Source organism: Methylomonas sp. Kb3 (assembly GCF_002834115.1).
Classification (GTDB): Bacteria; Pseudomonadota; Gammaproteobacteria; order Methylococcales; family Methylomonadaceae; genus Methylomonas; species Methylomonas defluvii.
In genome coordinates this window covers 171,372-183,652 of record NZ_PIZT01000067.1, presented here as the reverse complement: position 1 = coordinate 183,652, position 12,281 = coordinate 171,372, and the positions used below count along the sequence as shown (strand labels likewise).

Here is a 12,281-nt window from a genome sequence, read left to right as displayed (position 1 = left end):
GCAAGGCGTGTCATTTAGCGATTGATCTGCGCGGACGCCTCGCCGTGCAAATAATCTTCCGCGCTTAATGATAATTTTTTCTGCCAGAGCCATCTTGAATTTGCCTTGGATATACAAAACGATTCTAACGGTTGCCGATGCAATGTGGAACCCTTGTGCCAAGTATTTCGTCCGAACTACGGATTGAAAAAACGTCTGTGCATTTTGGGTTTGACACAAATCCACTTTGTCAAACCAGCGAGCGTACAAATTAAACCATCACGCTATTTACCTAGATTGCATACATTAGAAAGGTGCCGCCATGACCATTGTCAAACCGCAAAACCCGCTTGAGCCCTTGCTGGAAAATGGCCGCTATTTTGAATATACCCAAGCCGCTGACCCAATTGGCTCCGGCGCTATCACTAAATTGCCGTTCGCCAATTTCGGCAGCGAGTTGCATCGAACCGGCGGCACCCGGATTATCCCGCTGGATGTCAGCGAGCAATTGCGTTGCCCTGGTCCAGCCACCAGCCCGGCCTTGTGCGCGAATTTTGTCAGAATTCTGGCTGGCGAGTCGCTGGCGACTAATTTCAATGCTACCTCGCTGTTGTTTTACGTGATGTACGGCGGTGGCCGCACTGAATTCGATGACCTGACCATCCCCTGGCAAGCCGGCGATTTTGTGGTGCTACCGGTGGGCAAGGATATTCGACATTTTGCCGACAGCGATTCGGCCTTTTATCTGGTGCACGACCAGCCGCTGTTGACTTACCTGGGGGTGACAGCCGACAGGCCATGCTTTAAACCGACGCTTTATACCGCAGAGGATTCGCTGCGCGAGTTGGCGGCAGCGCAAAAAGCCGCCGAGGGGATAAATCGCAACCGCATCAGCGTCTTGCTGGCTAACAAAGCCATGGACCAAACCCTGACCGTGACGCATACGCTGTGGGCGATGCTGGGCGTGCTGCCCAAAGGCGCGGTGCAATTGCCGCATAGGCACCAATCGGTGGCCTTGGATTTAATTCTGGATTGCGCGCCGGGTTGTTACACCCTGGTAGGACCGCAGATTTCGGCGAACGGTCAGATCGTCAATCCCACCCGTGTCGATTGGCAACCCTATTCCGCTTTTATCACCCCGCCTGGCTATTGGCATGCGCATTACAACGAGTCCGGCAAAGAGGCGCATTTGCTTCCGCTACAGGACGCCGGCTTGCAGACCTATTTGCGCAGTTTGGATATTAAGTTTGTGTTGCCGGATGGGAGTGTTTCGGGGTGAGTTTAGAAACCGCAAGGTTTGCGAACGATGCGGTGTACGTTGTTTAGCGCATCCTCGTGCTGACGGCAAGGCGGATTTTTCAATGTTTCTAGCCCGGCCGTCAGTTCAAGTTCACGGTTTAAGCGGTTAAAGGCCCCTGACGCGAGAATAAGTGAAATTCGTTGCAAAGTAATTAACGGCTGTATAAAGAGCTTTGATCTCGCCTTCCAACACGTCTTTGTTGGTTGGAAACATCGCTCCCCCTTGTCCCCGGTAGAAGCCAAAATTTGGTTCTAGAAACACAATGTCGGAGCCGGCGCCTGTAATGACAATCGCTTCGTGATTATTCTCGGTCGCGGAGGCCGGTGCCTTGTCATTTAGTGCGCCGAACCATAAGCCGATCCGGTAAAGCGAATTGATCTTCAATGGTGTGTTTAGCGATGGGTAATTGTCCTGTGGTGTGCCATGGACCCCACCGCCCTTTTGCGCAAGATTTTTAGCTTTACCTGCCTTAATTATTGTGGAAGGTATGACGCTTTCGGCGGCTTTGACCGCATCTTTAAAAGCACCTACACCGGGTTTGGCCCAGATTTTCTCTTCGACATATTCGCAGATGTAATAGCAAATCCCTTCCGACGAATAGCCGAATTCACCGAGAAATTTAGCTTGGGCGAGTGATTTCAATAAGGTGATTGGCATAAGCAGAACCCCATAATTTGGTTGATTGATCGGTTAACTGCGACTTTTAAGGAGATCAAGACGATAGTATCGTTTATTCACCGCCAGCCGCTGTTGAAGTAGTTGGTTGAGCCGTTTTCGCCCCACTCGGTAACAAATAAGCAATCGCCACGCCAATTTACTTAGAGTAGATAACTCTATGAATTAAAATAGATAAATTTATCTTCGAAGGGTGGAAATGCTTATACCAATATCAAATTCGGACGAAATACCGTAGATCTACGATATTTCGCAATTTGTCGTGTGCTGAATTAGTAGCATCCAGCAGACCGGTGATAAAACGCTGATATATCCATAGCCCACAGAGTCCGTGATTTTTTATTCGCCGGAAGCCGTCATTGGGCGTAGGTGGGCGAACTCCACACCAGTTTCGGCGTAAACACACATAGGTTCAGAAAGCGCGTGAGGTTATACCCAAGGGAACAAATACGCAGCAAAGAAGAGCAAGGCCTGGATGATTTTGCGGTGTTTGGGGGAGCAAACGTTTTGCCGCGAGCGGTAAGGTCGTCGACGGCGCTACCGGCCTTTTTGCGGGCCAAACGGGTCTTGCTATCTTGAGTATCGAGTCCGTGGACGAACGCCGGTTGGTCATAGTCCTCGTAGCTCTGGATAGCGAAGAGTATTCGGAGGGATTAAGGTGTTAGATTTGTTCTATTACGTTTAACTAACGTTATTTACATTTCTGGAATTCCAATTTGTAATGTTTGAGCATCTCTTGCAGCGTCAACAGGTTTTGATCGCAAATCGCTGCTTAGCGTTTCAAAAATTGTCTCTCCCTTGGATTTGCGTGTTTATTGGTCTATCGATAAGTCCGAATTTTTGAAATCGCGGCGTTTATGAACCACTGTGACAACATAGGCTTGATTAAACTTAATTTGGTAAATGATTCTCCAAGAATGCACGCCGATTTCCCTTAATTCCTGTTGTTCAAACTCGGGCACTTTTTTACCGAGGTAAGGAGACACCGCCAGGCTGTCGGTTTTTTGTATCAATTCCCGGATGATGCGTTTGGCAGTAAGCGGTGAATCCCGCGCGATGTAATCATGAATGGCTTTGAGGTCTGTTCTGGCGCGAGGCGTCCAAATTACCATTGCTCGATTTCGCGTAGCAAGGTCTCGCTGCTAATGCCCTTGCCTTGCTCTACATCTTCTAGCCCCTGATATATTTTGTTCATAACGTAGAGCCGGTACACGATTTCTTCAAAATTCACCGTGTCTGGCAATAGATTGATGGCGGCGATGGCTTCTTGCTTGGCGGTTTGGCAGCGCGGCATATTCCCTCCAAAAATTAATATCAAGATTTAGGTACCAATCGTACCAACAACTTCTCCAAAAACACCACCTTATCCTCCATATCCTTAAAGGCCTGGGTAAAGCGTAATTTGTCCGCGCCATCGAATTTATAAACTTGCGACTGGCTTTGAATCATCAGGATCAACTCGCCGGTATCGATCTGCGGTGACGCGGTAAAGACGATGCGGCCGCCGGTGGCGTGGGCTTCGATTTTGCGGATGCCCAGATGTGCGGCTTGTTGTTTCAGTTCGGTGATGGCGAACAAGGCTTTGACCTGATCCGGCAACAAACCGAAGCGGTCTATCATTTCGATTTTTAATTTGCGCAAGTCGTCTTCGGTTTCGGCGCTGGCGATGCGTTTGTACAGTACAAGGCGGGCGTGGATGTCCGGCAGATAGTCTTCCGGAATCAGCGCGGCGATTTGCAAATCCACTTCCGGGCCCGTTTCGAACGGTGCGTCCAGCTCGGGTTGCTTGCCGGATTTCAAGGCTTTGACCGCGCGTTCCAGCAATTCGGTATACAGCGTAAAACCGATTTCCTGAATCTGCCCGCTTTGTTCGTCGCCCAGCAACTCGCCGGCACCGCGGATTTCCATGTCATGCGAGGACAGCATGAAGCCGGCGCCCAGCTCGCCAGAGGTTTCGAAGGCTTCCAGGCGCTTGATGGCGTCCTTGGTCATCAACGACTTGGGTGGCACGATGCAATAAGCATAGGCGCGGTGATGCGAACGGCCGACCCGGCCGCGTAACTGGTGCAACTGCGCTAGACCCAGCTTGTCGGCGCGGTTGATGACGATGGTGTTGGCACTGGGGATGTCGATGCCGCTCTCGATGATCGTCGTCGCGATCAGAAGGTTGAAGCGCTGGTGGTAAAAATCCAGCATGATCTGCTCCAGTTCGCGCTCGGCCATCTGGCCGTGGGCGATCTGAATTCGCGCTTCCGGCACCAGTTCGCCCAGTTCGCGCATCATTTTTTCCATGGTTTTGACGTCATTGTGCAGGAAAAACACTTGGCCGCCGCGCTTGATTTCCCGTTGGCAGGCTTCCTGTACTTGCGAGTCTATCCATTCGGTCACAAAAGTTTTAATCGCGTGGCGGTTCGGCGGCGGGGTGGCGATGATGGAAATATCGCGCAGGCCGGCCATGGCCATGTTCAAGGTGCGCGGAATCGGTGTCGCGGTCAGGGTTAACAAATCCAGCTCGTGGCGCAGCTTTTTGAAATGTTCTTTTTGCGTCACGCCAAAGCGGTGTTCTTCGTCGATGATCACCAGGCCCAAGGCCTTGTATTTCATTTCCTTGGACAGCAATTTGTGGGTGCCGATGACGATGTCGACCTTGCCGTCGGCCAAGTCGTCGGCGATGGCTTTTTGCTGTTTGGGGGTGACGAAGCGCGAGGTGACTTCGATGCGCACCGGCGAGTCGGCGAAGCGGTCGCGAAAGTTTTGATAATGCTGCTGGGCGAGCAGGGTGGTGGGCACCAGCACCGCGACTTGTTTGCCGCTTTGCACCGCCACAAAGGCCGCGCGCATCGCCACTTCGGTTTTGCCGAAACCGACATCGCCGCAAACCACGCGATCCATCGGCTGGGTGGCGGCCATGTCTTGCAAGATGGCGTCGATGGCGCTGAGCTGGTCCGGGGTTTCCTCGAACGGGAAGGCGGCGGCGAAGGCGTTGTAGTCGCTGTTATCGATGTTAAAGGCAAAGCCTTCGCGGGCGGCGCGTTTGGCATGAATGTCCAGCAACTCGGCGGCCACGTCGCGGGCGCGCTCCATGGCTTTTTTCTTGGCCTTGCTCCATTGGTCGGTGCCTAAACGATGCAACGGCGCATTTTCGGCGCTGACGCCGCTGTAACGACCAATCATGTGCAAGGACGATACCGGCACATAAATCTTGTCGTTATTGGCGTATTCCAGCATTAAAAACTCCGCGTCGATGCCGCCGACGTTGAGAATCTGCAAGCCTAGATAACGGCCGACGCCGTGTTCCTGATGCACCACCGGCGAACCGATGGTCAGCTCGTCGAGATTATTGAAAATGTTTTCCAGCGCGCGGGCAGCGGATTTGGCCCGGCGCCGGCGTTGCTGGACTTTCTCGCCGCTGAGCTGGCTTTCGGTGATGATCGCCAGCGGCGGCAATTGTTCCAGACAATTTGCCGCACTTCCACCATCCATGGCGGTCGTTGCCTTATCCAGCCAAAGGCCATGGTCCATCGGCGCCACGACAATACACGGCGAATGATCGGCTTTTAGAAACTCCGGCCAGCTTTGTACTTGCTTGGCGGCCAGTTTGACGCTTTTTAATTTGTCGATCAGGCCTTCGCGGTGGCCGGCGGTTTCGGCGACGAACAAGATTTTGCCATCAAAGCCTTCGATGAATTGGCGCAGACGTTGTGCAGGTTCTTTTAAACGACTGTCTATCGCCACATCCGGCAGTAACTTGCAGTCGAAGGAGTGGGCGGTTTCTGCTTGGTTGTCCAGCACTACGCGAATAAAGCTATCGGTGTGTTGCTGGATTTCCTCGGCTGACAAAAATAGGCGCGTCGGCGGCAACAAGGGCCGGTTGGTATCGTATTTGCGTTGCTGATAGCGCTCGTCGGCTTCGCTGTAAAAGCGCTGGGCGTTTTTGGCAAAGTGGGCCGGCAGCACGAACAATGCAGTCTTGGGTAAATAGGCAAACAGCGATTCGGTGCTTTCGACGAATAGCGGCAAGTAGTATTCGATGCCGGCCGGGGCTATTTGTTTGGAAACATCCAGATACAGATTGTTCTTGGGCGAAGCGTCCGGGAATTGCTCGCGGAAGGCCTGGCGAAAGCGTTTGATGGCTTCGTCGGTAAACGGAAACTCGCGGGCCGGGAATAGCTCGACTTTTGGCATTTTGTCCTGCGACATTTGTGTGTCGGGATCGAAGCTGCGGATCGATTCCACATCATCGTCGAACAATTCGATGCGATAGGGCTGCTTGGAACCCATCGGAAACAAATCCAATATCGAGCCGCGCACCGCAAATTCGCCGTGTTGATAGACTTGTGAGACGCATTGATAGCCCACCGCTTCCAGTTTGGCTCGTGTGACTTCCAGGCTCAAAGTGCCGCCGACTTCGATGGCAAAACTGTGCGCCAGAATATGTTCACGCGGCGCTAGGCGGTGCATCAAGGTAGCGACTGACAAAATCAGTGCACCGCGTTTGGTGTCGGGTAGCAGCGCCAAGGTGCGCAAGCGTTCCGAGATGATCTCCGGTAACGGCGAGAATACGTCGTAAGGCAGGGTTTCCCAATCCGGAAAATGCAGAATCGGCAGGCTGTTGTCTAAGAAAAATGCCAGCTCGTGTTCCAGACGCAACGCGGTTTGCGTATCCGGCGTGACAATCACCAGCAGGCGCTTTTCCTGAGCAATCGTTTGCGCCAGCGTCAGCGAGTCGCCGCAGCCGCTCAGACCACTCCAGTATATCGTGGTGCCTTGTTGTGGCAATGCAGTTGCGGGGATTGTTGGTAAGGACATGGCGTTAAATCAGATTTTTGAAGCGCGCAATTATAACCAGTAAGGTCACACTTGGACTAAGCGTCCGCACTTTGTCAATGGCCGGCAATGGAAAACTGCCTTGGTGAGTATATGCTGCGACTATGCGGCCTAAAACCTATGCTCAGCTGTTTGGGATTTAAATGCTTAGATTCTTTTGCTGTAATTCGATTTCCTGCATGTAGCGTTGGAGGTTGTTTTCGAACACCTGCGGAATATGGGTGAATTTGCAGCCTATGCGATGTTGATAGGTTGTGGCGCTGGCTCGAACATTGTTCACGCTTTTAATGACAAAACCCACGTGGGCCCTGCTGCCATCGTGCAAATACAAGGCGCATTCGTCTATGACGGTATCAGGCACTAAAAGGTCGGCAATTTTTGTGTCGGGATTTAAAAACGAAAATCCGGAAATGCTGATGTCTGCCACGCTGAACACTTTGGCTTGCGTATCGACTTCGCCGGCTTCATTTTTTGTGGCAAGGTTGAGTTCGCAGGTGCTGTTTTTATGAGAAAGAGGCACTTTAACGCGATAATACTGGCGGCGTTGCATCCAAAAAATGGCGTCCGGGATAGGCATCGCAAACACCGGGTGACCGTCGCTTTGCGACTTTTTGATTGCTTTGCCGCGGAATGAAACTTTGATGCCTTCGTATTCGGTGCGGAACAGCACTTTGGCTGAGCCTAGCAACTGCTTATTCAGTAATTCCGTAGGCGCAACATCCAGTGTAATCAAATTGGCTTTTTGATCGAGATCGATAATGGTGGTCAAAAATGATTGGTTATGTTCGCCAAAATGCGCAGAGATAATGCATTTCTTTTTGACTAGATCGCTTAAGTGACCAAAAATCAGCCTCGCGCTTCTAACAAGATAGTCGGATTCTTTTTCCATTAAATTACTAAATATTGCGGATAGGTAAGAGCACTGCTGTAAAATACCGCAGATTATAGTGCATAGGAAAGGAGTTTTGATGGGTTGGTTGCTATTGTTCGCCGCGGGTTGCTCGGAAATCGTGTTTGCGATAAGTCTTAAATACAATGACGGGTTTACCAAGCTATGGCCGAGCGTAGTGACCGGCGTATCGGGGGCGGGCAGTTTTTACCTGTTAATGCTGGCGATCAGAACTTTACCGCTGGGTACGGCTTATGCGGTGTGGACCGGTATGGGGGCAGTGGGTGTCGCGATAGTCGGGATTTTTCTGTTTAAGGAATCGGCGGACTGGTTCCGCTTAGCGTCTATCCTGTTAATCATCGTCGGCATCGTCGGTTTGAAGCTGACGCATGTGGAATAATGCTGCATTTGTTATCGCAATTGCCGTTGCAAGCGGCGCTTATCGAGCGCATTGGCAGCGGTGACGATGTTGTCTTGATGGATGGTGCGGTGTGTGCCGCGCGGATCGGGCATAGCGGTAATGCGTTGTTGCGGCAATTGTTGAGTCGGTCGTGTCGGGTTTATGCCTTGCAAGAGATGTTATCGGTTCACGGTGTCCAGCCGCAATTTGTGTTGTCAGGTTTGGAAGTGGTTGATTATGCGGGCTTGGTCGAACTGACCGTGCGGAATCCGGTAATTCATTCGTGGAATTGATGGTCGGCGGTGTTGCGTTGCCAACCAGCGACGATGGCTTTTTGCGCGATGCCGGGCAATGGAATCGAGCGGTGGCTGACGAGTTGGCGCGGCTAGAAGGTATCGCGATCAGCGATGCGCATTGGGAAATCCTGTTGTACATTCGCGACTACTATCAAAAATTCCAACACCTGCCCAATGCCCGGATGTTTGTGGCGGCTATCCGCAAACAATTTGGTGAAGACAAAGGCAATAGCCGCTATCTGCAAAAATTGTTTCCACAAGGGCCGCTGAAATACGCCTGTAAAATCGCCGGCTTGCCCAAGCCGCCCACCTGTTTATAAAAATGTTTTCAAGAGAGTTTCATGAGTAACCCCCGTGTTGGATTTATCAGTTTAGGTTGCCCAAAAGCCCTGGTCGATAGCGAGCAAATTTTGACCAAGCTGCGTAGCGAGGGCTATCAGGTGTCGCCGAATTACAAAGATTCCGATCTGGTGATCGTCAATACCTGCGGCTTTATCGATGCGGCGGTCGAAGAATCGCTGGACAGTATCGGCGAGGCTTTGGCGGAAAACGGCAAGGTCATCGTCACCGGGTGTTTGGGAGCGCGGCAAGACGAGATTTTGGCTCGGCATCCGCAGGTTTTAAAAATCACCGGCGCGCACGCCACTGATGAAGTGGTGTCTGCGGTGCACGAGCATCTGCCGCCTGCGCATAATCCGTTTACCGACTTAGTGCCGCCGCAAGGCATCAAGCTGACGCCTAAACATTACGCTTATCTAAAAATCTCCGAAGGCTGCAATCATCGCTGCACGTTTTGCATCATTCCGTCGATGCGCGGCGATTTGGTGAGCCGTCCCATTGACGATGTGATGCGGGAAGCCGAACGGCTGGCCGATGCCGGCGTTAAGGAGCTGCTAATCGTTTCGCAAGATACCAGTGCTTATGGTTTGGATTTGAAATATCAAAGCCGGCGTTGGCGCGGCCGGGAAATGCAAACCCGGTTTTACGATTTGGCCGAAGCCTTGGGTGAGTTGGGTATCTGGGCACGGATGCATTATGTCTACCCGTATCCGCATGTTGATGACGTCGTGCCGCTGATGGCTGAAGGCAAGATTCTGCCGTATTTGGATATTCCGTTTCAGCACGCCAACAGCCGAATTTTAAAACTGATGAAACGTCCGGCTGCGGCGGAAAATAATCTGGAACGCATCAAAGCTTGGCGGAAGATTTGTCCGGATTTGACTATTCGCAGCACGTTTATCGTCGGTTTTCCCGGCGAAACCGAGCAAGACTTTGACGAGTTGCTGCAATTCTTAAGCGAAGCGCAAATGGATAGGGTGGGCTGTTTTGCTTATTCGCCGGTGAAGGGGGCGGTGGCTAACGATTTGCCCGATGCGGTGCCGGAAGCGCTTAAACAGGAACGCTTGGCGCGTTTTATGGAACATCAAGCGGCTATCAGCGCAGAGCGCTTACAACGCCGAGTTGGCCGAATCGAAACGGTGTTGGTCGATGAGGTGGTCGAGGAGGGTGCGGTGGCGCGCAGCAAAAGCGATGCACCCGAAATTGACGGCCAGGTGTTTATCGATGACGCAAGTCATTTACAAGTCGGCGATTTCGTCGATGTCGAAATCGAGGAAGCCGACGAGTATGACTTGTGGGGTAAACTGATCTAACGAAAAAGCCGCTGGTTAGGCGGCTTTTTCAGTTCAATTTACAGCGGTGTTACGTTTTCCGCTTGTGGGCCTTTTTGACCATTGGTCACTTCCATCGTGACTTTTTGGCCTTCTTTCAAGGTTTTGCGGCCGTTGCCGTTGATGGCGCTGAAGTGTACGAATACATCTTTGCCGCCTTCTTGCTCAATGAAGCCGAAGCCTTTTTCGTCATTGAACCATTTTACTTTGCCTTCTACTTGAACTGACATAAATCTCTCTTGCTAATAAAGTGCTATTCGCTGGTTTGTAACTAGGGTTGGTGAATAAAGCAGGTAGTGGAAAACAATGTTTGTTGATCCGATTGCAGACTTGAAAAGCGACAACGATACCGAGCTAAATCGCCTCCATTATACATCGCAATTGGCGGGTATCCACAAAAACTAGCTAGATTTTGCTTGTTAAATGATTGTGACAATAGGTTGTCGGCTGTCTTTGGACGGTGCAAATGTCAGGCTAACGTAGGTTGCGGGTGGCTATTGGCGGGCTAAGATATTGAAATGAAGTGATTTTTTTTAGGCTTTTATGGAGAGTCGGCTTGACTGAAATCCGCTTTTGGCCGCTTGCAAATGCAAATTTGATTGCCGCAAAAAACAAAAAAAATACTGAATTTTGCAATTGGCCTATTGGGCAGGCCATGAAAAAGACTGCCCAATAGAGCTTGTCGCGTCAAAAATAGCTACCGTTAATCAGGAAATGCGTGGCAATGCTACCGAAAAAACCGATCAAAATGACCGGCATCCATTTCAAGTGTGCGCTAAAGGAGTAAACGCCTTTCATTTGTCCCATCAAGCCTACGCCTGCTGCCGAGCCGATTGCCAATAAGCTGCCGCCCACGCCTGCGGTTAATGTGACTAACAGCCATTGGCCTTGCGAGATGTCGGGATGCATGGTGAGTACCGCAAACATGATGGTACCGTTATCAATGAAAGCCGACAGGATGCCGACCACAATGTTGGCGATGGTGGGGTCCATGCCGACGTATAACACATCCGAGGCCATGGTCAGATAACCAATGAAACTCAGGCCGCCGACGCTGATCATGACGCCGTAAAAAAACAGCAGGGTGTCCCATTCCAGTGTGGCGACGCTTTTAAATACATCGAATTTTTGGCTTGGCCTGGCGTCGGGAACCGCAACGTTAAATAATTTATACACGTGGGCGAAATCGCTAATTTTGCCGTTGTCTTTATCAGCGGTTTTTTGCAAATAAAAGCCCAGGAATTTTAGATAAGTCAGGCCGGCCAGCATGCCGGCCGCGGGTGGTAGTTTCAACATGTTTTCGAAGCAGACCGCAGTAATAATCGTCAGTAAAAACAGCACGATCATGGTCATTGCGCCGCGTTTCATTTTTGGGGCTTTACCGACTGCGGCAGGTTGCTGTTTGGGTATCCAGAAATGCATGATTATCGCGGGCAGTGCGAAATTGACTATGGCCGGGATGAAAAGCGAGTAGAAATCTTTGAACGGTACAACCCCGCTTTGCCAAACCAATAGTGTGGTGATGTCGCCGAATGGGCTGAACGAACCGCCGGCATTCGTGGCTACCACGACGTTGATGCAAGCCAACGTAACGAACTTGCGATTGTCTTTGCCCATGGCTGCGATCACTGCGCCCATCAGCAGTGCAGTGGTCAGGTTGTTGCAAACCGAGGACATGAAAAACGACATGATGCCGGTAATCCAGAATAACTTTCTGTAGCTAAAACCTTTACTGAGCAACCAAACCCTCAGATTATCGAAAACGCCGCGATCTTCCATCGCATTCAGATAAGCCATCGACACCATGATGAACAAAAACAGTTCCGCATAGCCTTCCAGACAAGCACGGAATGCGTGTCCGGCCTGCTCGCTCATGCCATTATTCACGTAAATGCCCGCGATAAAGGCCCAGATCAAGCTCGCGGCTAATACCATGGGTTTGGATTTGTTTAATTCGGTGACCTCTTCGGTCATTGCCAGCAGATAGGCAACGGCAAATATGCCGATAGCCAAATAACCCACCCAATGCTTAGTCAGATTAAGGGCTTGTGCTGCTTGTTCTGCGTCTGCCCAAGCTATTAGTGGTGAGCAGGTGAGTAAAATGAGTAGAAGGATGCGCGAAAACACGGGTGAACTCCTTTCAATAACTGGGTGCTGGACAGCCACGGTAGGGAGTGAGTTCCTCGACCGTGACTGCTTTTGCCGTGCCCGCTTAACTACGGGTTTGGCTATCACGATAGTACAA

Annotated in this window: 12 protein-coding genes; 5 read left to right on the top strand and 7 right to left on the bottom strand. The window is 51.2% G+C overall.

The window, feature by feature from the left end:
- Positions 1 to 301 precede the first annotated feature (301 nt).
- Positions 302 to 1,258, top strand: coding sequence for a hypothetical protein (locus CWO84_RS18030; protein WP_033157819.1), 957 nt, complete (start codon positions 302 to 304; stop codon positions 1,256 to 1,258).
- 126 nt (positions 1,259 to 1,384) lie between these two features.
- Here CWO84_RS18030 and CWO84_RS18025 read toward each other — a convergent pair whose 3' ends face one another.
- From CWO84_RS18025 to CWO84_RS18005, 5 genes are all read right to left on the bottom strand, one after another.
- Complete coding sequence (locus CWO84_RS18025; RefSeq protein ID WP_033157820.1) at positions 1,385 to 1,936, bottom strand: hypothetical protein; 552 nt, start codon at positions 1,934 to 1,936, stop codon at positions 1,385 to 1,387.
- A gap of 830 nt (positions 1,937 to 2,766) precedes the next feature.
- Complete coding sequence (locus tag CWO84_RS18020; RefSeq protein WP_101054340.1) at positions 2,767 to 3,066, bottom strand: type II toxin-antitoxin system RelE/ParE family toxin; 300 nt, start codon at positions 3,064 to 3,066, stop codon at positions 2,767 to 2,769.
- Positions 3,060 to 3,248, bottom strand: a complete 189-nt coding sequence (locus tag CWO84_RS18015; protein WP_033157822.1) for a hypothetical protein — start codon at positions 3,246 to 3,248, stop codon at positions 3,060 to 3,062. Before CWO84_RS18015 ends, CWO84_RS18020 begins: the two co-directional genes overlap by 7 nt.
- Before the next feature lie 20 nt (positions 3,249 to 3,268).
- Entirely contained in the window at positions 3,269 to 6,763 is a 3,495-nt protein-coding gene (mfd, locus tag CWO84_RS18010) for a transcription-repair coupling factor (RefSeq protein ID WP_033157823.1), read from the bottom strand.
- Between the two features lie 157 nt (positions 6,764 to 6,920).
- Positions 6,921 to 7,670 (bottom strand): flagellar brake protein, encoded by a 750-nt coding sequence (locus CWO84_RS18005; RefSeq protein WP_033157824.1) that lies wholly within the window; start codon positions 7,668 to 7,670, stop codon positions 6,921 to 6,923.
- 79 nt (positions 7,671 to 7,749) lie between these two features.
- Between CWO84_RS18005 and CWO84_RS18000 the strand changes: the two genes are divergently transcribed.
- The 4 genes from CWO84_RS18000 to rimO are packed head-to-tail and all read left to right on the top strand — an operon-like array spanning position 7,750 to position 10,018.
- Positions 7,750 to 8,070 (top strand): multidrug efflux SMR transporter, encoded by a 321-nt coding sequence (locus CWO84_RS18000; protein WP_033157825.1) that lies wholly within the window; start codon positions 7,750 to 7,752, stop codon positions 8,068 to 8,070.
- Positions 8,070 to 8,363: a DsrH/TusB family sulfur metabolism protein gene (locus CWO84_RS17995; protein WP_033157826.1), complete on the top strand. Its 294-nt coding sequence runs from the start codon at positions 8,070 to 8,072 to the stop codon at positions 8,361 to 8,363. The genes CWO84_RS18000 and CWO84_RS17995 overlap by 1 nt, the downstream gene beginning before the upstream one ends.
- Positions 8,354 to 8,686, top strand: a complete 333-nt coding sequence (locus CWO84_RS17990) for a TusE/DsrC/DsvC family sulfur relay protein (RefSeq protein WP_201799005.1) — start codon at positions 8,354 to 8,356, stop codon at positions 8,684 to 8,686. The genes CWO84_RS17995 and CWO84_RS17990 overlap by 10 nt, the downstream gene beginning before the upstream one ends.
- 21 nt (positions 8,687 to 8,707) lie before the next feature.
- A complete protein-coding gene (rimO, locus tag CWO84_RS17985) occupies positions 8,708 to 10,018 on the top strand; it encodes a 30S ribosomal protein S12 methylthiotransferase RimO (protein WP_101054337.1) in 1,311 nt (436 codons plus the stop codon).
- 38 nt (positions 10,019 to 10,056) lie between these two features.
- On the opposite strand, the gene CWO84_RS17980 is transcribed toward rimO, so the two are convergent.
- Positions 10,057 to 10,266, bottom strand: coding sequence for a cold-shock protein (locus CWO84_RS17980; RefSeq protein WP_020483452.1), 210 nt, complete (start codon positions 10,264 to 10,266; stop codon positions 10,057 to 10,059).
- Between the two features lie 457 nt (positions 10,267 to 10,723).
- On the bottom strand, positions 10,724 to 12,163 hold the full coding sequence (gene nhaD / locus CWO84_RS17975) for a sodium:proton antiporter NhaD (RefSeq protein WP_308441615.1): 1,440 nt from the start codon (positions 12,161 to 12,163) through the stop codon (positions 10,724 to 10,726).
- Positions 12,164 to 12,281 lie beyond the last annotated feature (118 nt).

Coding starts and splice junctions, on each gene's coding strand:
- CWO84_RS18020 (WP_101054340.1), bottom strand. CDS start 3,066: ATGGTAATTTGGACGCCTCGCGCCAGAACAGACCTCAAAGCCATTCAT.
- rimO (WP_101054337.1), top strand. CDS start 8,708: ATGAGTAACCCCCGTGTTGGATTTATCAGTTTAGGTTGCCCAAAAGCC.
- CWO84_RS18015 (WP_033157822.1), bottom strand. CDS start 3,248: ATGCCGCGCTGCCAAACCGCCAAGCAAGAAGCCATCGCCGCCATCAAT.
- CWO84_RS18000 (WP_033157825.1), top strand. CDS start 7,750: ATGGGTTGGTTGCTATTGTTCGCCGCGGGTTGCTCGGAAATCGTGTTT.
- mfd (WP_033157823.1), bottom strand. CDS start 6,763: ATGTCCTTACCAACAATCCCCGCAACTGCATTGCCACAACAAGGCACC.
- CWO84_RS18025 (WP_033157820.1), bottom strand. CDS start 1,936: ATGCCAATCACCTTATTGAAATCACTCGCCCAAGCTAAATTTCTCGGT.
- CWO84_RS17980 (WP_020483452.1), bottom strand. CDS start 10,266: ATGTCAGTTCAAGTAGAAGGCAAAGTAAAATGGTTCAATGACGAAAAA.
- CWO84_RS18030 (WP_033157819.1), top strand. CDS start 302: ATGACCATTGTCAAACCGCAAAACCCGCTTGAGCCCTTGCTGGAAAAT.
- CWO84_RS17995 (WP_033157826.1), top strand. CDS start 8,070: ATGCTGCATTTGTTATCGCAATTGCCGTTGCAAGCGGCGCTTATCGAG.
- CWO84_RS18005 (WP_033157824.1), bottom strand. CDS start 7,670: ATGGAAAAAGAATCCGACTATCTTGTTAGAAGCGCGAGGCTGATTTTT.